The sequence below is a fragment of the Zhihengliuella sp. genome, assembly GCF_031178195.1.
Taxonomy (GTDB): Bacteria; Actinomycetota; Actinomycetes; order Actinomycetales; family Micrococcaceae; genus Zhihengliuella.
The window spans coordinates 320,076-340,449 of sequence record NZ_JAPSJL010000002.1; the positions used below are offsets into that span (position 1 = coordinate 320,076).

The following is a 20,374-nucleotide window of genomic DNA, read 5'->3' on the forward strand; positions in this document are numbered from 1 at the left end:
CCTTGCCTCTTTCTGTGGGGGCCAGGACTTACAGTTGAAGGAATGCAACGATGCGTCAGGCGGCGCACGGGCGAAGGACAAGAGCGAGGGAGTAGAGCTCCATGGCACGTATGGGCGAGAGTTCCGAGCTGCTCAAATGCAACTTCTGCGGCAAGAGCCAGAAGCAGGTGCGCAAACTCATCGCCGGCCCCGGCGTCTACATCTGCACCGAGTGCATCGAGCTGTGCAACGAGATCATCGAGGAAGAGCTCGTCGAGGTCAACGAGAGCGAGGAGCTCGATCTTCCGCGGCCCCGCGAGATCTTCGAGCACCTCAACGAGTACGTCATCGGTCAGGAGGCGGCCAAGCGGGCGCTGTCCGTCGCCGTGTACAACCACTACAAGCGTATCCAGAACGGGACCTCGCACCGTCCTGGCAGTGCCCTGAACGAGGCCGGCCACCCGCTGGACGACATCGAGGTCTCGAAGTCGAACATCATGCTCCTCGGCCCCACGGGCTGCGGGAAGACCTACCTCGCCCAGACGCTCGCCAAGCGCCTGAACGTCCCGTTCGCCGTCGCCGACGCCACGTCGCTCACGGAGGCCGGCTACGTGGGCGAGGACGTGGAGAACATCCTCCTCAAGCTGATCCAGGCTGCGGACTACGACGTCAAGAAGGCCGAGCAGGGGATCATCTACATTGATGAGATCGACAAGATCTCACGCAAGAGCGAGAATCCCTCGATCACCCGCGACGTCTCCGGCGAAGGGGTGCAGCAGGCCCTCCTGAAGATCCTCGAGGGCACCGTCGCCCAGGTCCCGCCGCAGGGCGGCCGCAAGCACCCGCACCAGGAGTTCCTCCAGATCGACACGACGAACGTGCTGTTCATCGTGGCCGGCGCTTTCGCCGGACTCGAGGAGATCATCTCCTCGCGGGCCGGCCGCAAGGGGATCGGCTTCGGCGCGCCCCTGACGGCGCTGAAGTCGGAGGCCGCCTCCTACTCGGACGTCCGGCCGGAAGACCTGCTGAAATTCGGTTTGATCCCGGAGTTCATCGGTCGCCTGCCCGTCGTGACGACGGTGGAGAAGCTGGACCGAGGGGCACTGGTGTCCATTCTGACCGAGCCGAAGAACGCCCTGGTCAAGCAGTACCAGAAGATGTTCCACCTCGACGGCGTCGAGCTGCAGTTCGAGCGCGACGCGCTCGAGGCGGTGGCGGATCTCGCGATCGAGCGCGAAACCGGGGCGCGGGGCCTGCGTGCCATCCTCGAGGAGACGCTCGGCCCGGTGATGTTCGAACTCCCGGGGCGGGACGACGTCGCGGAATGCGTCATTACGGCCGACGTGATCGCCGGTCGCGCCGAACCGACCCTCATCTCCCACCAGGTTGCGGCAAAGCGTCGCAACAAGTCGGCCTGACCGGAACCGGCAGGCCCGCCCGCGGTCGGCGACCTGTCGGCTGCGCATCGATGACCGAAGGAGCACCTATGAGCGAGACGACCACCGTCGACTTCTGGTTCGACCCGATCTGCCCTTTCGCCTGGGCGACTTCGCGATGGATCCTCGAAGTCGAGAAGGTCCGGCCGGTCCAGGTCAGCTGGCACGTCATGAGTCTCTCCGTCCTCAACGAGGGGCGGGACCTCCCCGAGGACTACCGCCGCAGCATGGACGATGGCTGGGGTCCGGTGCGGGTCATCACGGCGGCGGCCGAGCAGCACGGGGCGGACGTCGTGCCGCGGCTGTACACCGCTATGGGGGAACTCCTGCACTTCGAGCAGCAGCGCGACCGCGCGGAGGTCATCCGGCTGGCTCTCGAGAAAGTCGGGCTGCCGGCGGACCTCGCCGCGGCCGCCGGCACCGACGCGTACGACGAGGCGCTGCGGGCCAGCCACCAGGACGGGATCGACAGGGTCGGTCAGGACGTCGGAACGCCGATTCTCTCGCTGAACGGCACCGCATTCTTCGGCCCCGTGATCACCCGCGTGCCCTCGGGCGAGGAGGCCGGGGAACTGTTCGACGCGTCGGTGAAGCTCGCCGGCTTCCCCTACTTCTTCGAGCTCAAGCGCACGCGGACCGAGAGTCCCACTTTCGACTGAGCACCGCTCCGAGCGCCGAGAGGCCGGGCCAACCCTGCGGTTGGCCCGGCCTCTCTCGCATTCGGCGGACGTGGCCCGCTCCGGCACCTCACGAGGCCGGGGCGGGCAATGCGTCACGCGTTCTGGGTGACCTCCTCGGGGGCGGCCAGCTCGACGTCGACCACGGACATCTCGCCCTCGCCGACGACGAGCTCGAGGTTCCGCGCGTTCGCTGCGGCGAGCAAGTCCGAGAGGCCCTGCCGCAGCTGCTCGAGCTGCGCCTCCGGAGCCGTCACCGTGCCGTTGAGGACCTCGGTGCGCTGCTTCACCTTCGCTTCCGACTTCGCCTTGCGGATGCCGCCGAGAGCCGCGCCGACGACCGGCAGAACGGCCGGGTCGGCGTCGGCCAGGACCCCCGAGAGGGCCTCGGAGGAGGGCCACTCCGCGCGGTGGACCGAACCGGCACGCCACCATCCCCAGACCTCCTCCGTGGCGAAGGGGAGGAACGGCGCGAACAGGCGCAGCGCGGCGTCCAGCGTGGTCGCCAGGGCCGCCAGGACGGACGCCTTCTCAGCGTCGCCCTGGCCGCCGTAGGCCCGGTCCTTGACCAGCTCCACGTAGTCGTCCGTGAAGGACCAGAAGAACGATTCCGTGATGTCCAGCGCCCGGGCGTAGTCGTAGGCCGCGAACGCGCGCGTCGCATCGTCGATGACCGTCTTCAGGCGGGCCAAGAGGGACCGGTCGAGGCCGTTGGTCACCACGGAGGCGTCCTCGCGGATGACGTCGTCCTGGGTGGCACCGAGGTTCAGGACGAACTTGGAGGCGTTGAGGATCTTGATCGCCAGACGGCGCCCGATCTTCATCTGCGCCACCTCGTAGGCGGTGTCCGCACCGAGCTTCGCCGACGCCGCCCAGTAGCGCACGGCGTCGGCCCCGAACTGCTCGAGGACATCCGTCGGCACGACGACATTGCCCTTGGACTTGGACATCTTCTTGCGGTCCGGGTCGAGGATCCAACCCGAGATCGCCGCATTCCGCCAGGGCACCGACGACTCGAGGGCATCGGCGCGGACGACGGTGGAGAAGAGCCAGGTGCGGATGATGTCGTGGCCCTGCGGGCGGAGATCGAACGGGAAGACCTTCGAGAAGAACTCCTCGTTGCGTCCCCAGCGGCCGACGATCTGCGGGGTCAGCGAGCTCGTGGCCCACGTGTCGAGGACGTCCGCGTCGCCGGTGAACCCGCCGGGCTGGTCCCGCTGGGCCTCGTCGAAACCAGGAGCCGGCTCGGCCGCCGGATCGACCGGGAGCTGGTCCTCGCTCGGAACGAGCGGGTTCGCGTAGTCCGGCTCCCCGGCTTCGTCCAGGCGATACCACACCGGGATCGGCACCCCGAAGAAGCGCTGTCGGGAGACCAGCCAGTCGCCGTTGAGACCGGAGACCCAGTTCTCGAAACGGGAGCGCATGAACGACGGGTGGAAGTCGATCTCGCGTCCGCGGGAGATCATCCGCTCCCGCCGCTCCTCGTCGCGGCCGCCGTTGCGGATGTACCACTGGCGCGAGGAGACGATCTCGAGGGGCTTGTCGCCCTTCTCGTAGAAGTTCACCGGGTGCTGGATCTTGCGCGGCTCGCCGTCCAGCAGGTCGGACTCGGCGAGCATCTTCACGACAGCCTCCTTCGCGGAGAACACCGTCTTGCCGGCCAGCTCGGCGTAGGCGGCGACGCCGGCCTCCGAGGTGATCCACTCGGGGGTCTCGGCAGCGATCCGGCCGTCGCGGCCGATGATGGTCCGGGTCGGCAGCTCGAGCTCGCGCCACCAGGTGACGTCGGTGAGGTCGCCGAACGTGCAGACCATGGCGATCCCGGCACCCTTGTCGGGCTTGGCGAGCGGGTGCGCCTTGACCTCCACCTCGACGCCGAAGATCGGTGAGGTGACCTTCTTGCCGAACAGGGACTGGTAGCGCTCATCCTCGGGGTGGGCCACCAGGGCCGCACAGGCCGGCAGGAGCTCCGGGCGCGTGGTCTCGATGTGGACGGCCGTGCCGTCCTCGGTGAAGAACGGGTACCGGTAGTACGCGCCGGGGACCTCGCGGTCCTCGAGCTCGGCCTGGGCCACGGCCGTGCGGAACGTCACGTCCCAGAGGGTGGGCGCCTCGGAGAGGTATGCGTCGCCCGCCGTGAGGTTGCGCAGGAACGCGGCCTGCGACGTCGCACGGGAGGCGTCGTCGATGGTGCGGTAGGTCAGGTCCCAGTCGACGGAGAGCCCGAGGGTGGAGAACAGGTGCTCGAAGACCTTCTCATCCTCGACCGCGAGCTGCTCGCAGAGCTCGATGAAGTTGCGGCGGCTGACGGCGTCCCAGTCGCGCTGGTTCTTGGCCGGCTGCGCCGGGGGCTGGTAGCCCGGGTCGTACGGGATCTTCGGGTCGCAGCGGACCCCGTAGTAGTTCTGGACGCGCCGCTCGGTGGGCAGGCCGTTGTCGTCCCAGCCCATCGGGTAGAAGACATTCTTCCCGCTCATGCGCTGGAAGCGCGCGAGGACGTCGGTCTGCGTATAGGAGAACATGTGCCCGACGTGCAGCGAGCCGGAGGCCGTCGGCGGGGGAGTGTCGATCGAGTAGACCGCATCGCGCTCGGTGTCGTGGTCGAACGCGTAGGTCCCCTCGGCGCGCCAGCGCGCGCTGAGCCGGGCCTCGAGGCCCTCGAGGGCGGGTTTGTCCGGGACGGAAACGGAAACGGGCGTGTCTGTGCCCAAGGTGTCATCAGCCATGTCGGCCATTCTTCCACGTCGGCGCCCCCGGGACGCGCCCGCCGGGACACTGCCGGCGGGCGCGGGCGGGACGAGCGCGGCCTCCGCAGGCCTTAGGATCGCCGCATGGGCGAGATCAGACTGAGACGCGCCTACGACCCGCCGGACGGTGGCTACCGGATCCTGGTCGACCGGCTCTGGCCGCGCGGCGTCTCGAAGGCCGACCTCGAGCTGGACGAGTGGGCGAGGGACGTGGCGCCGTCGAAGGAGCTGCGGGCCTGGTTCGACCATCGGGAGCACCGATTCGAGGAGTTCCGGGAGCGCTACTGGACCGAGCTCGAGGACGGTCCCGCGGCCGCGGCGCTCGAGCGCCTGCTGGACGCCATTGGCGGTCACGACGAAGTCGTGCTTGTCTACGCGACGCGGGACCGGGAGCACAACAATGCCGTCGCGCTTCTGGACTTCCTCCGGGGGTCGTCGACCACGGGTGATCTGTGCGACGGGGCCGGGGATGGCGCACATCGCGGGGCCGGAACCGGTAGACTGAACCCACCAGCGTCGACCCGGCCATCACCGGCGAGCTTCCGGAAGAACAGCCCCCAGGGCCCAGTAGAACCGGACGGGTAAGCCCGTCACAGCAGCGAAACAAGCGGCCACGGCCGTCCGTCCCCGCGGAGCGCAGCTCCAGCGGCCACGGTCGAGCGTGTGCAAGCGGGGTGGTACCGCGAGCCTGGCGCCCATGCGCCCGGTGTCGTCCCCGCATCGAGACACCGCAGCCGCTCGGCTGCACCGACCGATGCCAGGACTGCCGCAGATGACGATTTATCCCAAGGCCTCCACCGATCCCGGTGCGAGCACGCCCGCGAGCCCCAGCTTCCCCGCCATCGAGAAGCGCATCCTCGATCTCTGGAGCCAGGACGGCACCTTCCAGGCCTCGATCGACCAGCGTCCGGCCGGCGCCAACGGCGAGGGCGAGTTCGTCTTCTACGACGGCCCCCCGTTCGCCAACGGCCTGCCGCACTACGGCCACCTGCTCACCGGCTACGTCAAGGATCTCGTCGCCCGCTATCAGACCCAGCGCGGCAACCGGGTCGAGCGACGCTTCGGCTGGGACACCCACGGCCTGCCCGCCGAGCTGGAGGCGATGAAGCAGCTCGGCATGACCGACAAGCGGCAGATCGAGTCGATGGGCATCGAGAAGTTCAACGATGCCTGCCGCACCTCCGTCATGAAGTACGCCGGCGAATGGCAGGACTACGTCACCCGGCAGGCGCGGTGGGTCGATTTCGAGAACGACTACAAGACGCTCAACGTCGACTACATGGAGTCGGTGATCTGGGCCTTCAAGCAGCTGCATCAGAAGGGCCTCACCTACCAGGGGTTCCGCGTGCTGCCGTACTGCTGGAAGGACGAGACGCCGCTCTCCAACCACGAGCTGCGCATGGACGACGACGTCTACAAATCCCGCCAGGATCCCTCCGTCACCGTCGCCTTCCCCGTGACCGGCGGCGGCCGGGTGGGCGACGAGCTGGCCGGCGTCAACCTCCTCGCCTGGACCACCACGCCCTGGACGCTGCCCACGAACTTCTCGATCGCCGTCGGACCCGAGATCGAGTACGTCGTCGTGGAGGCACCGGCCGACGGGCCCCACCCGGGTCGGCACCTCCTGGCCGCCGAGCTGGTCGGCGCCTACGCCAAGGATCTCGGCTTCGTCGATACCGACGACGTCCCGGCCGCCGAGGCAGCGCGCATGGCGGTCGTCGCCCGGTACCTCGGCGCCGACCTCGCCGACGTCGAGTATGCCCCGCTGTGGGACTACTACGCCGACACGGAGAAGTGGGACACGCAGCACGCCTGGCGCATCCTCCCCGAGGACTACGTCACCACCACGGACGGAACCGGCCTGGTCCACCAGGCCTCCGCCTACGGTGAGGAGGACCAACGCTCCTCCGAGGAAGCCGACATCCCGGTGATCCTCTCCGTGGACGAGGGCGCCCGCTTCCTGCCGATGTTCGCCGAGCCGACGCCGACCGGCGCCGCGCCGCTGGCCGAGATCGCCGGCGTCCAGGTGTTCGAAGCGAACCGGACCATCATCAACACGCTCAAGACCGACGGGCGCCTCGTGCGCGAGCAGTCCTACGAGCACTCGTACCCGCACTGCTGGCGCTGCCGCACGCCCCTGATCTACAAGGCCGTGACCAGTTGGTACGTGGCCGTCACCGAATTCAAGGCGCGCATGCTCGAGCTCAACGAGCAGATCAACTGGATCCCCGGGAACGTCAAGCACGGCCAGTTCGGCAAATGGCTCGAGAACGCCCGCGACTGGTCGATCTCCCGCAACCGCTACTGGGGCAGCCCCATCCCGGTCTGGGAGTGCGACGCGCCCGGCTGCGAGCACCGCGAGGTCCACGGCTCGCTCGCGGATCTCCAGGCCGCGTTCGGCCGACTGCCGCTGAATCACGACGGCGAACCGGACCTGCACCGCCCGTTCATCGATGATCTGACCCGCACCCACGAGGGCTGCGCCGGCGGCGGCACGATCCGCCGCGTCGAGGACGTCCTCGACGTGTGGTTCGACTCCGGATCGATGCAGTTCGCGCAGGTGCACTACCCGTTCGAGGCGGCGGAGTGGTTCGAGGACCACCACCCGGCCGACTTCATCGTGGAGTACATCGGGCAGACCCGCGGCTGGTTCTACACCATGCATATCCTCGCGACGGCGCTGTTCGACCGGCCGGCCTTCAAGAACGTCATCAGCCACGGCATCGTCCTGGGCTCCGACGGGCAGAAGATGTCCAAGTCGCTGCAGAACTACCCGGACGTGACCGAGGTGCTGGACCGCGACGGCTCCGACGCGATGCGCTGGTTCCTCATGGCCAGCCCGATCCTGCGCGGCGGGAACCTGGTCGTCACCGAGCAGGGGATCCGCGACGGCGTCCGGCAGGTCCTCCTGCCCCTGTGGAACGCGTGGCACTTCTTCAGCCTCTACACGAACGCCGCCAACGACGGCGCGGGCTACGAGGCATCGCTCCGCCACTCGTCGTCGGACCCGCTGGACGAGTACATGCTCGCCGCGACCGGCGATCTGGTGCGCGAGGCCCAGGCCGCCCTGGACGCCTACGAGATCTCCGACGCCTGCGACGCCGTGCGCCGCTACATGGACACGCTCACCAACTGGTACATCCGGCGCTCGCGCCAGCGGTTCTTCGACGAGGACGAGCAGGCCTTCGACGTCCTCTACACGTGCCTCGAGACGCTCACCCGGGTCGCGGCGCCGTTGCTGCCGCTGGCGGCGGACGAGATCTGGCGCGGGCTCACGGGCGGCCGCTCGGTGCATCTCACCGACTGGCCCGACGTCGAGCAGTTCCCGCACCGCCGGGAGCTCGTCGAGCGGATGGAGCTGACCCGCAGGGTCTGCTCGGTGGGCTCGTCCCTGCGCAAGGCCGCGAACCTGCGCGTGCGCCTGCCGCTGAACAAACTGACCGTCGTCGTCGACGGCGCGGCCGGCCTGGACGGGACCTTCGCCTCGATCATCGCGGACGAGCTGAACCTCCGCACGGTCGAGCTGCGCGACGCCGCCCAGACCCAGGCGAGCGACTACGGCATCAGCCAGCGGCTGGTCGTCAATGCGCGCGCCGCCGGACCACGTCTGGGCAAGGGCGTCCAGCAGGCCATCAAGGGCTCCAAGAGCGGGGACTGGTCCGTCGGACCGGACGGCACCGTGACCGCCGGCGGACTCGTGCTCGAGCCCCACGAGTACACTCTGGAGACCGTCGTCGAACAGGGTGAGGACGACGCCGTCGCGGCGGCGGTCCTCTCCGGCGGGGGATTCGTGGTCCTGGACACCCGGGTGACGGATGAGCTGGCGGCCGAGGGTGCAGCGCGCGACATGATCCGGTCCATCCAGCAGGCCCGCAAGGATGCCGATCTCGTGGTGCGCGATCGGGTGCGCACGACCGTCACCGGTGACCCAGCCACCCTGTACGCGCTGCGCGCCAACGCGGAGCTCGTCAAGGGCGAGACCCTCACGGTGGACCTGGTCCTCGTCGAGGGCGAGCCCAACGTCGTCGTCGAAGTAGTGGAGGCCTGAACGTGACCGACATCGATGCGTTCTCCGTGGAGAGCGTCTACGCGGAGCTGCTCGGGCGAGCGCCCGAGAACAAGATCGAGCCGCGCATGGAGCCCATGCTGCGCGCCATGGAGATCCTGGGGGAGCCGAACAGGGCCTGCCCCGTCATCCACATCACCGGCACCAACGGCAAGACGTCGACGGCGCGCATGCTCGAGTCGCTCCTGCTGGCGCACGACCTGCGCGTCGGCCGCTACTCGAGTCCGCACCTGGCGAAGGTGACAGAGCGGATCTCGATCGACGGCGAACCCGTCGCGGACGACACGTTCGTGCGGATCTGGGACGAGATCCGGCCCTACGTCCTCATGGTCGACGAGGAGCTCGAGGCCCGCGGCGAGAACCGGATGACCTACTTCGAGGCCCTCACCGTCCTCGGGTTCGCCGTCTTCGCCGACGAGCCGGTCGACGTCGTGGTCCTCGAGGTGGGTCTCGGCGGCATCACGGACGCCACGAACGTCGCCGACGGGCAGGTCTCGGTCGTGACCCCCATCTCCCTGGACCACACCGACCTCCTGGGCGACCGCGTGGAGGACATCGCCGCCGAGAAGGCGGGCATCATCAAGCCCGGCGGCTTCCTCGTCTCCGCCGTCCAGCCGGCCGAGGCCGCACAGGTCCTGCTCGAGGCCGCCCGGGCGATGGACGTCCCGTTCCGCTTCGAGGGCGTCGAGTTCGGCGTCGAGCAGCGCGCGTTGGCCGTGGGCGGGCAGCAGCTGACCATCCGATCCCTCGCCGGCCGCTACGAGGACCTGCTGCTGCCGCTCCACGGCGAGCACCAGGCCCAGAATCTCGCGGTCGCCATCGCGGCGCTGGAGGCCTTCCTCGGCGGGGGCGAGAAGGAGCTCGATCTGGAGACGCTCCAGCGCGGGCTGGAGAAGGTCTCGAGCCCCGGGCGGCTCGAGACGGTGCGCACGTCGCCGACCATCATCGTCGACGCGGGCCACAACCCGGACGGCCTGCGGGCCAGCGCGGACGCGGTGAAGGAGTCCTTCGGGTTCTCGAAGCTGGTCCTCGTGGTCGGCATCCTGCGCGAGAAGGACGCCGAGGCCATGCTCGTGGAACTCCGCGAGCAGTACGGCGACCTGGTCGATGACATCTGCCTGACCCAGTCCACCTCGCCGCGCTCCATCCCGGCCGGGGAGCTCGGCCAGCTGGCGCTCGACGCCGGCTACGCCGAGGAGGACGTGTACGTCACGGAGAAGCTCGACGAGGCGCTGGACTGGGCCGTCGGCCGGGCGGACTCGACGGACGACTTCGGCGGCGGCGTCCTGGTCACGGGGTCCATCACGCTGGTCGCCGAGGCCCGCACGCTGCTGGGGAAGTAGGGGACCGCGATGGCACGACTCACCAAGGCCCAGCGCGAGTGGCGCCCGGGGATGAAGAAGCAGCGGCGCTCCGTGCGGATCATGTTCGCCTCCACGGTGCTGACGCTCGAGGCCTTCGTCTTCCTCTTCGCCACGATGTCGATCGCCGGCCTGCACGGCGACCAGTACGGCAAGCCTGTCGTGTGGACCGTCGGGCTGGCGCTGGCCGCCGTGGCGGTCCTGACCTGTGCTCTGCTCCGGAAGCCGCTCGGCTTCTGGATCGGCTGGGCGCTCCAGGCGGTCCTGGTGCTCGCCGGCTTCCTGGACTACTACATGTTCGTCATCGGTGCGCTCTTCGCCGTCGCCTGGTGGTACGCCGTCACCAAGGGCGGCGAGCTGGACGCGGAGAACCGTCGGCGTGATGCCGCCCAGGAGGAATGGGAGCGCCAGCACGGCGCCGACTAGACTCGATCCGGAACCGAACAACCACCCGAAGGGGAATCAATGTCTGTGGAACGCAGCCTCGTCCTGGTCAAGCCGGACGGCGTGCAGCGCCAGCTGACCGGAACGATCCTGGCCCGCATCGAGGCCAAGGGGTACCGGATCGTGGAACTCAAGCTCGTCGAAGCGACGCGCGAGATTCTCGAGAAGCACTACGAGGAGCATGTAGGGAAGCCGTTCTACGAGCCGCTCGTGGAGTTCATGCTCTCCGGCCCGAGCGTGGCGGTGGTCCTCGAGGGCGACCGCGTCATCGAGGGCTTCCGCTCGCTGGCGGGGACCACCGATCCGACGACGGCCGCGCCCGGCACCATCCGCGGCGACTTCGGCCGCGACTGGGGCGAGAAGGTCCAGAAGAACCTCGTGCACGGTTCCGACTCCGTGGAGTCGGCCGAGCGCGAGATCGGCATCTGGTTCGGCTAGAGCCGCCGGTCCTGAGGCACGAGTGCCGCCGCCCCGGCAGGGGTCGGCGGCACTCGCTCCTTCGGGGTGGCGCGGTCCCGGGCCGGGGACGACGGCGGAGGACTCGGCGGCCGCCCCGGCGTCGCCTAGCCGAAGAAGACGCCGGAGAAGCTAATCACGACCGAGGCGGCGCACAGGACGAGCAGCCCGGCCGCGACCACCCAGCCCCACTCCGCGGCGGCGGCGCGGACGCGCCCGCTCCCGCCGAAGACGCCGGCGGCGATGTTCCGCGCCGTCGTCATGACGAAGAGGGGGATCATCATGGCCCACACGACCATGCAGTAGAGGCAGAGGATGTGGATGCTGTACAGCGCCTGCGACCACAGCCAGACGATGAAGGCGAAGGCCAGGGTCAGGCCGATCTGCAGCCCGACCCAGAACCAGCGGGGCAGCCGGGCGCCCGCGACCAGCGTGACGCCGATGGTCATCACCACGGCGAAGCCGACCACGCCGATGAACGGGTTGGGAAAGCCGAACAGCGCTGCCTGCCACTCCTGCATCACCGCGCCGCAGGAGACCCACGGATTGATGTCGCAACTGGTGGTGTGGTCCGGGTCCTTGTAGATGGCCAGCCGTTCGAGCGTCAGCGTGACCGAGGCCAACCAAGCGACGGTGCCGGCGATGGCGAGGAACCAGCCGAAACGGACGGGACGCGTCAGGCTCGACGCAGACTGCGTGTCAGACATAGGGGCCAGTCTACGGGCCGGACCCGACCGTGCCCGCTGGGTCCGCCGCGTGGTGTGAGACAATGGCAACGGCCGCACATGGATCCACAGTCCCTGCGCGGCCCAGCGACAGGCTTCCCGGCCCGCTGGCGATGTTTCCTCCGGACGTCCGGAAGTGGTGCGTAAGACGGCACCCTCACGTGACGCCGCGAATTCCGCCACCGGCCGCCGCAACAGAAAGCGGCATGCCAGGAAAAGCGCCGCTGGTCCGTCGAATCGGACACGCCCGGCAGCACGAGCGGGCGGACTCGGCGGATACCCACTGACTTCCGGTCCGCGGGACGCGCCGAGAACGGCAGCGACGGCGGATCGACCGAGCGCCCGGCGGCGTCGCTGTGGAGAACCGTCGGCGAGGAGCATGACGCCATGAGCGAGAACAACGAGAATACCGGCGGGAACACTGCCGAGGTCTCGGTCGACACGACCGACGAGAACACCAGCGGGAAGGGCGCGGAAGGGGCCGCCGGGAGCGAGCAGGGCACCACGTCGCCGGAGAGCCCCCAGGCCTCGGCCGACAGCGACGCGGCGGGAGCCGCGGGCATCGGTGAGACCGAGGAGGATGCCGCCGCGGAGTCCTCCGTCCCGGCCTCCGGCACCGACCCCTTCGCGGTCCCGCCGTCGCCCACCTCCGTCCTGTTCCACGCCCCGGACTTCAGTGCCGTCGTCGCGCCGACCGCCGACGCCGAGGACGACGACAGGGACGAGGACGAGGAGTCCGAGGGCACCCGGGGCCGGCGCTCCCGGCGTCGTCGCCGCCAGCGGGGAGGCGAGGAGGCGGGCGCCGACAATGCCGGGTCCGACGAGGAGACCGAGGAGGCCGTCAGCTCCCGCAGGCGCCGCCGCCGCCGTCGCGGCGAGGCAGACCTGGAACTCGCCGGCGGCTCGGACGAGGATCCGCCCGGCACGGTCACGCGCGTCCGCGCGCCGCGGGCGGCCGAGGCACCGCCGAGCAACAAGGTCACCAGCGTCAAGGGGTCCACCAGGCTCGAGGCCAAGCGCCAGCGCCGCCGTGAGTCCCGTGACTCCGGGCGCCGCCGCCAGGGCATCACCGAGGCGGAGTTCCTGGCCCGCCGCGAGTCGGTGGACCGCAAGATGATCGTCCGCCAGGGCGAAGGCCGGATTCAGATCGCCGTCCTCGAGGACGGCATCCTCGCTGAGCACTTCGTCTCCAAGACGCAGCAGGACTCGCTGATCGGCAACGTTTACGTCGGCAAGGTCCAGAACGTGCTGCCCTCGATGGAGGCTGCCTTCGTCGACATCGGCCGCGGGCGCAACGCCGTGCTCTACGCCGGGGAGGTCAACTGGGACGCCGCGAACCTGGACGGCAAGCCGCGGCGGATCGAGAACGCGCTGAAGTCCGGCGACTCCGTGGTCGTCCAGGTCACCAAGGACCCGGTCGGGCACAAGGGCGCCCGGCTGACCAGTCAGGTCTCCCTGCCGGGCCGCTACCTGGTCTACGTCCCGGGCGGCTCCATGACGGGCATCTCCCGCAAGCTCCCCGACGTCGAGCGCAACCGCCTCAAGAAGATTCTCAAGGACCACCTGCCGGAGAATGCCGGAGTGATCGTCCGCACCGCCGCCGAGGGGGCGAGCGAGGAGGAGTTGATGAACGACATCAACCGCCTCCGCGCGCAGTGGGAGGACATCGAGGGCAAGTCGAAGTCCACGAAGACACTGCCGCCGGAGCTCCTGTACAGCGAGCCCGATCTGACCATCAAGGTGGTCCGCGACGTCTTCAACGAGGACTTCACCGAGTTGATCGTCCAGGGCGACGAGGCATGGGACACGATCGAGGCGTACGTGACCTATGTTGCGCCGGACCTGCTGGAGCGACTCCAGAAGTGGACGAAGGACGAGGACATCTTCAGCGCGCACCGGATCGACGAGCAAATCACCAAGGCCCTCGACCGCAAGGTCTTCCTCCCGTCGGGTGGCTCGCTCGTCATCGACCGCACCGAGGCCATGACCGTCGTCGACGTGAACACCGGCAAGTTCACCGGCTCCGGAGGCAACCTCGAGGAGACGGTGACGAAGAACAACCTGGAGGCGGCCGAGGAGATCGTCCGCCAGCTGCGGCTGCGCGACATCGGCGGCATCATCGTCATCGACTTCATCGACATGGTGCTGGAGTCCAACCGCGATCTGGTGCTCCGCCGCCTGATCGAGTGCCTGGGACGCGACCGGACCAAGCACCAGGTCGCCGAGGTCACCTCCCTGGGCCTGGTCCAGATGACCCGCAAGCGCATGGGCACGGGCCTGCTCGAGGTCTTCAGCGAGCCGTGCGAGCACTGCGCCGGCCGCGGCGTCATCACGCACGAGGAGCCCGTCGACCAGCGACGGGCGCACAACGCCCAGGGTGAGCCGCTGCAGGAGCGGCCCGGCCGCCGTCGCAAGGGCAAGCAGGACAAGCCAGCGGAGAAGCAGGAGCAGCACGCGGCCCCGGCGGCGACGGAGAGCGACGCCGAGCGCGAGGCGAAGGCCAGCGCGGCCCGGGAGGCGCTCGCGAAGGTGGCCGCCGCGGCCCACGCCGCGCACGAGCACGAGCACGAGAACCCGGAGCCCGGGAAGGGCGGGACGGAGCCGGCCTCCGGGCAGTCGGCCGCCGAGGCCGACTCGGAGGCAGTGCTGGATATCGCGGGAGAGAAGGTCAAGCTCCCGCGCGGGCGCAAGGCGCGTCGACGCGCCAGCACTCCGGCACCGGACCTCACGCTCGAATCCCTGACCGCCGCCTTCGGGGTGGACGGCGAGCCCGAGGCGTCGGCGGACTCCGCTCAGGTGCCCGAGCCCGCACGGCGGGAAGCGAACCCGTCCACTGCGGAGAAGTCCGAGCCCGCACGGCCCTCCCGCCGCGGTGGCAGGAGGGCTACCTCGGCACAGGGGGCGCCGGAGAAGGCGGCGGCCGGAGCGAGCACGCCGACGAAGCCGACGACCGGGGGCGGGGCGTCCGTCGAAGAGGAGCAGGCTCAGCAGCCGACCCAGGCGCCGGCCGCATCCGCGTCCCCTGCGCCGGCACCGCGAGGGCGGCGCAGGGGTGGCCGCGTCGCCACCAGTGCGCAGGGATCGGGGGAGACCCCGATCGAGCGCGGCGGACCCGTGGAGGCCACCGGCACGGCGTACCGGGCGGAGGCTCCTGCCGGCCGTCCGGACTCCTCCCGCGAGGCCGGCGCCGGCCCCGGGCCGACCATTCTGGGCGTGGGCGTCCCGGCGTCCGAGCTGTAGGCGTGTGACCCGCGTTGCAGGGCCCCTTGACGACTCGCCGGGGAGGGCTGTATTTGCCCCGGCGGGGCGGACTAGCGTAATCTAGTTCTTCGGTGCGAACGCCGCTCATCGGATCTTGTCCAATCGGCGTGAGAAGCACAGCGCATTCCCCGGGGCTGTTAAGAGGTCACATTCGTGAACCTCTGGGGTCACCTGCAGCGCAGTAATTGAGATAAGAACTGTCGAGAGAAGTGAGTACCAAAGTGGTGTACGCAATTGTCCGCGCTGGCGGCCATCAGGAGAAGGTCTCCGTCGGAGACTTCGTGAACCTTGACCGCGTTCCGGTAGCTGCTGGCGGCACCATTGAGCTTCCGGCCCTGCTGCTGGTCGACGGCGACAAGGTGACCTCGGATGCCAACGAGCTGGCCAAGGTAAAGGTGACGGCCGAGGTCGTCGAGTCCTTCCGCGGTCCGAAGATCGTCATCCAGAAGTACAAGAACAAGACCGGTTACAAGAAGCGCCAGGGCTTCCGCTCCGCTCTGACCAAGGTCAAGGTCACCTCGATCGCCTAAGGCGTCGAGCGACCAGCAACCCCCTGATCTGAAGGTAGGCATATTCAATGGCACATAAGAAGGGCGCGAGCTCCACTCGCAACGGCCGCGACTCCAACGCTCAGTACCTGGGCGTGAAGCGCTTCGGCGGCCAGGTCGTCTCCGCTGGTGAGATCCTGGTCCGCCAGCGCGGAACGCACTTCCACCCGGGCGCCAACGTCGGCCGCGGTGGCGACGACACCCTGTTCGCCCTCGCAGCCGGTTCGGTCGAGTTCGGTACTCGCCGCGGCCGTCGCGTGGTGAACATCGTCTCGGCCGACTAGGCATCGGCAGACGGTCCTCGTCAACGAAGACCTTTATTAGACTGGAGGGTGGGCTGCGGCCCGCCCTCCAGTCGTTTTTCCGGACCCCGCCGGGCCGGCCGCTTGCGGCCTCCCGTCGAGGGCCCGACCAGCAACACCGATCCCACCGAATAAGGAGCCCACTCGTGGCAGCTTTCATTGACCGAGTCGTCCTGCATGTGTCAGGGGGCACGGGCGGGCACGGGTGCGTCTCCATCCACCGGGAGAAGTTCAAGCCCCTCGGCGGCCCGGACGGCGGCAACGGCGGCAACGGCGGCGACGTCGTCCTCCGTGTCGACCACCAGACCACCACGCTCCTGAGCTACCACCACCTCCCGCACCGCAGCGCCGGCAACGGCGAGGGCGGCAAGGGCGGCCTGCGGCCCGGCAAGCACGGCGAGACGCTCGTGCTCCCGGTCCCCGAGGGGACGGTCGTGAAGGACCGGCAGGGCAACATCCTGGCCGACCTCATCCACGAGGGCGCCGAGTACGTGGCCGCCGCAGGCGGTCTGGGCGGTCTGGGCAATGCCGCCCTCGCCAGCCGCAAGCGCAAGGCGCCCGGCTTCGCCCTGCTCGGGATCGAGGGCGACAAGCGGGACATCGTCCTCGAGCTCAAGACCGTCGCGGACGTGGCCCTCGTCGGATACCCGTCGGCCGGCAAGTCCTCGCTGATCGCCGCCGTCTCCGCGGCGCGCCCGAAGATCGCCGAGTACCCGTTCACCACCCTGGTTCCCAATCTGGGCGTCGTGGAGGCGGGGGAGACCCGTTTCACCGTGGCCGACGTGCCGGGTCTGATCCCCGGTGCCAGCGAGGGCAAGGGGCTCGGGCACGAGTTCCTGCGCCATGTCGAGCGCTGCGCGGCACTCGTTCACGTCCTCGACTGCGGGACGCTGGAGCCGGACCGGGATCCGATCAGCGACCTCGAGGTCATCGAGCGCGAGCTCGAGCAGTACCAGGTCGACTCCTCCTATGCGGGAACCGACGGGCAGATCATCCCGCTCAATGAGCGGCCGCGACTGGTCGCGCTGAACAAGGTCGACATGCCGGACGGCGAGGAGATGGCCGCCTTTGTTCGCCCGGAGCTGGAAAAACGGGGCTACCGAGTCTTCGAGATCTCGGCCCTCGCGCGCACTGGGCTCCGTGACCTGACCTTCGCCATGGCCGCATTGGTCGCGGAAGCACGGGCCAGAATCGAAGAGGCCCCCCCGGTCGTCCAGGCGCCCGTTATCAAACCTCGCGCCGTGAATCAACGACCATTCACAATCCGGCGGGAAGAGCGGAATCTCGAGCCGCTCTTCCGTATTATCGGTGAGAAGCCGGTTCGCTGGGTCAAGCAGACGGACTTCCGCAATGATGAAGCGGTCGGGTACCTTGCCGACCGCCTCGCCAAGCTCGGTGTCGAGGACGGGCTGTTCAAGGCCGGCGCGAAGCCGGGCGATGCAGTGGTCATCGGCGACGAGGACGACTCGGTCGTCTTCGACTGGGAGCCCACCATGGCCGCTGGCGCAGAACTCCTGGGTTCGCGCCGCGGCAAGGATGTGCGGCTGAACGAGTTCGACCGCCCGACGCGTCAGCAGAAGCGCGACGACCACCTGGCTCGCAGGGAGGCCAAGCAGGCCGCTCGCGACGAGCTCGAGTTCGAGCGCAAAGCTGGGATCTGGACGGAATCGGCCAACTACAAGATGCCGGACCCCGAAGGAGACAGCGACAGAGGATGAAGCAACGGCTGAGGATGAAACAGACCCGAAAACCATCGGCGGTGAACGAGCGGTCCCAGATCGCGCGGGCCGGCCGGATCGTCGTCAAGGTCGGATCGTCCTCCCTGACGACCGTTGACGGCGGGATCAGCGAGGACGCGCTCCTCGCCCTGGTCGACACCCTGGGCCGTGCCCGCGCCGCAGGCACGGAGATCATCCTCGTCTCCTCCGGCGCTATCGCAGCCGGCATCTCGCCGCTGGGCCTGAAGCGTCGTCCCAAGGACCTCGCCACGCAGCAGGCCGCGGCCAGCGTCGGGCAGGGCCGACTCATGGCCCAGTACACGGACGAGTTCGCCAAGTTCGACGTCACCGTCGGCCAGGTGCTGCTGACGGCGGAGGACCTGATCCGGCGCGAGCAGTACGGCAATGCGTTCCGGACGCTGAATCGCCTGCTGGACCTGGGCGTCCTGCCCATCGTCAACGAGCACGACACCGTGGCCACCCATGAGATCCGCTTCGGCGACAACGACCGACTGGCGGCGCTGGTCGCCGACCTGACCAAGGCCGACGCGCTGGTCCTGCTCTCCGACGTCGACGCCGTCTACGACGGGCCGCCCTCCAAGGGGGCCAAGCGCATCCCGCGCGTCGACACCCCCGCCGACCTCGACGGAGTGGAGATCGGCGGCTCGGGCGCGGCCGGCGTCGGGACCGGCGGCATGGCCACGAAGGTCCAGGCCGCCACGATGGCCTCCGAATCCGGGATCCCCGCCCTCGTCACCTCTGCCGCCAACGTCGCCCGGGTGCTCCGCGGCGAGGACGTCGGCACCTGGTTCTCGGCCCGCGGCCTGCGCCGCTCGGCCCGCATGCTCTGGCTCGCCCACCTCGCCTCGGCGAACGGCCGCCTGGTGATGGACCCAGGCGCCGTCCGCGCCGTCGCCGGTGGCAAGAAGTCGCTGCTGCCGGCGGGCATCGTCGAGATCAGCGGCGAGTTCGAGGCGGGCGACGTCGTCGACCTCACCGACCGCAAGGGCCGGATCGTGGCCCGCGGCATCGTCAACTTCGCCAGCGACGAACTGCCGGCCATGCTCGGCCGGAGCACCCGCGAACTGTCCAAGAAGCTCGGAAAGCGCTACGCACGCTCGGTGGTGCACGTCGATGATCTCGTGGTGATCTAGCGCCGCACGGAGTCCACGCACCGCTGAGCGAACATCCCACGAAGGGGGAGTCATGACTGAGACCACCGAGACCACCGCAGGAATTTCCCAGAACGACGACGTCGCCGCCGCCATCGCGGCCAAGGCCGACCGCGCGCGGAGGGCGGCCCGCGTCCTGGCTCAGGCCGACCGCGACTGGAAGGACCGCGCGATCACCGCGATCGCCGAGAAGCTCGACGCGAACCGGCCCTCCATCGTCGCCGGGAACGGCCGCGACCTGGAGCGGGGCCGAGCGAACGGCACCACCGAGGCGCTGCTGGACCGGCTGCGGCTCGACGACCAGCGCATCGACGGCCTGATCTCTTCTCTCGAGGACTTGCGCGGCCTGCCCGACCCGGTGGGTGAGGTGATGCGTGGCGAGACCCTGCCGAACGGACTCCGGCTGCGTCAGATCCATGTCCCGATCGGCGTCGTCGGCGCCATCTACGAGGCTCGGCCGAACGTAACCGTGGACATCGCGGGCCTGGCGCTCAAGAGCGGCAACGCCGTGCTATTGCGCGGCGGTTCCGCCGCCGAGGAGAGCAACAAGGTGCTCATCGGCCTCATCCGGGAGGCACTGGACAGCGTCGGACTGCCCGCGGACACCGTCCAGGGGATCGACGAGCTCGGTCGCCCGGGCGCCACGGCGCTGATGGGCGCGCGGGGCAAGGTCGACCTGCTGATCCCGCGCGGCGGCCGCAACCTCATCCAGGCGGTCGTCAACAACGCGACCGTGCCGGTCATCGAGACCGGTGAGGGCAATGTGCACCTCTTCCTCGACGCGTCGGCGCCGGACGAACTGGCCGTGCCGATCATCGTCAACGCGAAGACCCACCGCACCTCCGTCTGCAATGCGGCGGAGACCCTGCTCATCCACAAGGACGCCATCGCGGCGCGCAGCGTACTCGAGGGCCTGTCCGGGGCCGGGGTGCGACTCCACGTCGACGAGCGTGCAGCCGAACTCGCACGAGGCCTGAACACGGTCCCCGCGACGGACGAGGACTGGAGCACGGAGTACCTCGACCTGGACATCGCGGTGGGCGTCGTCGACTCGCTCGACGAGGCCGTCGAGCACATCCGCCGTTACTCGACCGGGCACACCGAGGCCATCATCACCAACGACCTCGCGAACTCGGAGCGCTTCATTCGTGAGATCGATTCGGCAGCCGTCATCGTCAACGCCTCGACGCGCTTCACGGACGGGGGACAGCTCGGTCTCGGCGCCGAGGTCGGCATCTCCACCCAGAAGATGCACGCCCGCGGTCCGATGGGACTTCGCGAGCTGACCACCACGAAGTGGATCGTCCAGGGCGACGGGCACATCCGGGGCTAGCGCCGTCGATCCGCGCGGCTGTCGCCGAGCGACAGCCGCGCGGGGTTCGTGGCTCGGGCCCGCCCACGGGTAACATGGGGTGCAAACCTCAGGCCCCCGGCTCTGCCAGCGTCCGCGCGTGGTGCCGGTTCCTTTCTCGAAGACCAAGG

The 20,374-nt window shown here is 69.2% G+C and carries 15 protein-coding genes; 13 read left to right on the forward strand and 2 right to left on the reverse strand.

Annotated elements, in window-relative coordinates:
• Positions 1-101 precede the first annotated feature (101 nt).
• Both clpX and RIN46_RS04130 read left to right on the forward strand, forming a co-directional pair.
• On the forward strand, positions 102-1,397 hold the full coding sequence (gene clpX / locus RIN46_RS04125; RefSeq protein ID WP_309079847.1) for an ATP-dependent Clp protease ATP-binding subunit ClpX: 1,296 nt from the start codon (positions 102-104) through the stop codon (positions 1,395-1,397).
• A gap of 68 nt (positions 1,398-1,465) precedes the next feature.
• Positions 1,466-2,074, forward strand: a complete 609-nt coding sequence (locus RIN46_RS04130; RefSeq protein WP_309079846.1) for a DsbA family protein — start codon at positions 1,466-1,468, stop codon at positions 2,072-2,074.
• Positions 2,075-2,187: 113 nt separating this feature from the next.
• Here the strand turns inward: RIN46_RS04130 and valS are convergent, their stop codons facing one another.
• Complete coding sequence (gene valS / locus RIN46_RS04135) at positions 2,188-4,818, reverse strand: valine--tRNA ligase (protein WP_309079845.1); 2,631 nt, start codon at positions 4,816-4,818, stop codon at positions 2,188-2,190.
• Between the two features lie 105 nt (positions 4,819-4,923).
• Here valS and RIN46_RS04140 point away from each other — a divergent pair, with 105 nt between their 5' ends.
• The 5 genes from RIN46_RS04140 to ndk all read left to right on the forward strand — a co-directional run bounded on the left by RIN46_RS04140 (position 4,924) and on the right by ndk (position 11,148).
• The gene (locus tag RIN46_RS04140; RefSeq protein WP_309079844.1) at positions 4,924-5,424 is read left to right on the forward strand and encodes a DUF488 family protein; all 501 of its coding nucleotides are present in this window, start codon (positions 4,924-4,926) and stop codon (positions 5,422-5,424) included.
• 187 nt (positions 5,425-5,611) lie between these two features.
• The gene (gene ileS, locus RIN46_RS04145) at positions 5,612-8,887 is read left to right on the forward strand and encodes an isoleucine--tRNA ligase (protein WP_309079843.1); all 3,276 of its coding nucleotides are present in this window, start codon (positions 5,612-5,614) and stop codon (positions 8,885-8,887) included.
• Between the two features lie 2 nt (positions 8,888-8,889).
• On the forward strand, positions 8,890-10,248 hold the full coding sequence (locus tag RIN46_RS04150; RefSeq protein WP_309079842.1) for a folylpolyglutamate synthase/dihydrofolate synthase family protein: 1,359 nt from the start codon (positions 8,890-8,892) through the stop codon (positions 10,246-10,248).
• A gap of 9 nt (positions 10,249-10,257) precedes the next feature.
• Positions 10,258-10,692 (forward strand): DUF4233 domain-containing protein, encoded by a 435-nt coding sequence (locus tag RIN46_RS04155; RefSeq protein WP_309079841.1) that lies wholly within the window; start codon positions 10,258-10,260, stop codon positions 10,690-10,692.
• 39 nt (positions 10,693-10,731) lie between these two features.
• Positions 10,732-11,148 (forward strand): nucleoside-diphosphate kinase, encoded by a 417-nt coding sequence (gene ndk, locus RIN46_RS04160; protein ID WP_309079840.1) that lies wholly within the window; start codon positions 10,732-10,734, stop codon positions 11,146-11,148.
• A gap of 125 nt (positions 11,149-11,273) precedes the next feature.
• Here ndk and RIN46_RS04165 read toward each other — a convergent pair whose 3' ends face one another.
• A complete protein-coding gene (locus RIN46_RS04165; protein WP_309079839.1) occupies positions 11,274-11,873 on the reverse strand; it encodes a vitamin K epoxide reductase family protein in 600 nt (199 codons plus the stop codon).
• A 405-nt stretch (positions 11,874-12,278) separates the two neighbouring features.
• Here RIN46_RS04165 and RIN46_RS04170 point away from each other — a divergent pair, with 405 nt between their 5' ends.
• The 6 genes from RIN46_RS04170 (at position 12,279) to RIN46_RS04195 (ending at position 20,225) form a co-directional block, all read left to right on the forward strand.
• Positions 12,279-15,131: an Rne/Rng family ribonuclease gene (locus tag RIN46_RS04170; protein WP_309079838.1), complete on the forward strand. Its 2,853-nt coding sequence runs from the start codon at positions 12,279-12,281 to the stop codon at positions 15,129-15,131.
• Between the two features lie 242 nt (positions 15,132-15,373).
• The gene (gene rplU, locus RIN46_RS04175; RefSeq protein ID WP_309080122.1) at positions 15,374-15,682 is read left to right on the forward strand and encodes a 50S ribosomal protein L21; all 309 of its coding nucleotides are present in this window, start codon (positions 15,374-15,376) and stop codon (positions 15,680-15,682) included.
• A 47-nt stretch (positions 15,683-15,729) separates the two neighbouring features.
• Positions 15,730-15,984: a 50S ribosomal protein L27 gene (gene rpmA / locus RIN46_RS04180; RefSeq protein ID WP_102161104.1), complete on the forward strand. Its 255-nt coding sequence runs from the start codon at positions 15,730-15,732 to the stop codon at positions 15,982-15,984.
• Positions 15,985-16,148: 164 nt separating this feature from the next.
• On the forward strand, positions 16,149-17,720 hold the full coding sequence (gene obgE / locus RIN46_RS04185) for a GTPase ObgE (protein WP_309079837.1): 1,572 nt from the start codon (positions 16,149-16,151) through the stop codon (positions 17,718-17,720).
• 14 nt (positions 17,721-17,734) lie between these two features.
• Positions 17,735-18,874, forward strand: coding sequence for a glutamate 5-kinase (gene proB, locus RIN46_RS04190; RefSeq protein ID WP_309079836.1), 1,140 nt, complete (start codon positions 17,735-17,737; stop codon positions 18,872-18,874).
• Between the two features lie 52 nt (positions 18,875-18,926).
• A complete protein-coding gene (locus RIN46_RS04195) occupies positions 18,927-20,225 on the forward strand; it encodes a glutamate-5-semialdehyde dehydrogenase (RefSeq protein WP_309079835.1) in 1,299 nt (432 codons plus the stop codon).
• The last annotated feature ends 149 nt before the right edge of the window (positions 20,226-20,374 follow it).

Excerpts from the sequence above, each read along its gene's own strand:
- clpX (WP_309079847.1), top strand. The coding sequence starts at position 102 with ATGGCACGTATGGGCGAGAGTTCCGAGCTGCTCAAATGCAACTTCTGC.
- RIN46_RS04130 (WP_309079846.1), top strand. The coding sequence starts at position 1,466 with ATGAGCGAGACGACCACCGTCGACTTCTGGTTCGACCCGATCTGCCCT.
- valS (WP_309079845.1), bottom strand. The coding sequence starts at position 4,818 with ATGGCTGATGACACCTTGGGCACAGACACGCCCGTTTCCGTTTCCGTC.
- RIN46_RS04140 (WP_309079844.1), top strand. The coding sequence starts at position 4,924 with ATGGGCGAGATCAGACTGAGACGCGCCTACGACCCGCCGGACGGTGGC.
- ileS (WP_309079843.1), top strand. The coding sequence starts at position 5,612 with ATGACGATTTATCCCAAGGCCTCCACCGATCCCGGTGCGAGCACGCCC.
- RIN46_RS04155 (WP_309079841.1), top strand. The coding sequence starts at position 10,258 with ATGGCACGACTCACCAAGGCCCAGCGCGAGTGGCGCCCGGGGATGAAG.
- ndk (WP_309079840.1), top strand. The coding sequence starts at position 10,732 with ATGTCTGTGGAACGCAGCCTCGTCCTGGTCAAGCCGGACGGCGTGCAG.
- RIN46_RS04165 (WP_309079839.1), bottom strand. The coding sequence starts at position 11,873 with ATGTCTGACACGCAGTCTGCGTCGAGCCTGACGCGTCCCGTCCGTTTC.
- RIN46_RS04170 (WP_309079838.1), top strand. The coding sequence starts at position 12,279 with ATGAGCGAGAACAACGAGAATACCGGCGGGAACACTGCCGAGGTCTCG.
- rpmA (WP_102161104.1), top strand. The coding sequence starts at position 15,730 with ATGGCACATAAGAAGGGCGCGAGCTCCACTCGCAACGGCCGCGACTCC.
- proB (WP_309079836.1), top strand. The coding sequence starts at position 17,735 with ATGAAACAGACCCGAAAACCATCGGCGGTGAACGAGCGGTCCCAGATC.
- RIN46_RS04195 (WP_309079835.1), top strand. The coding sequence starts at position 18,927 with ATGACTGAGACCACCGAGACCACCGCAGGAATTTCCCAGAACGACGAC.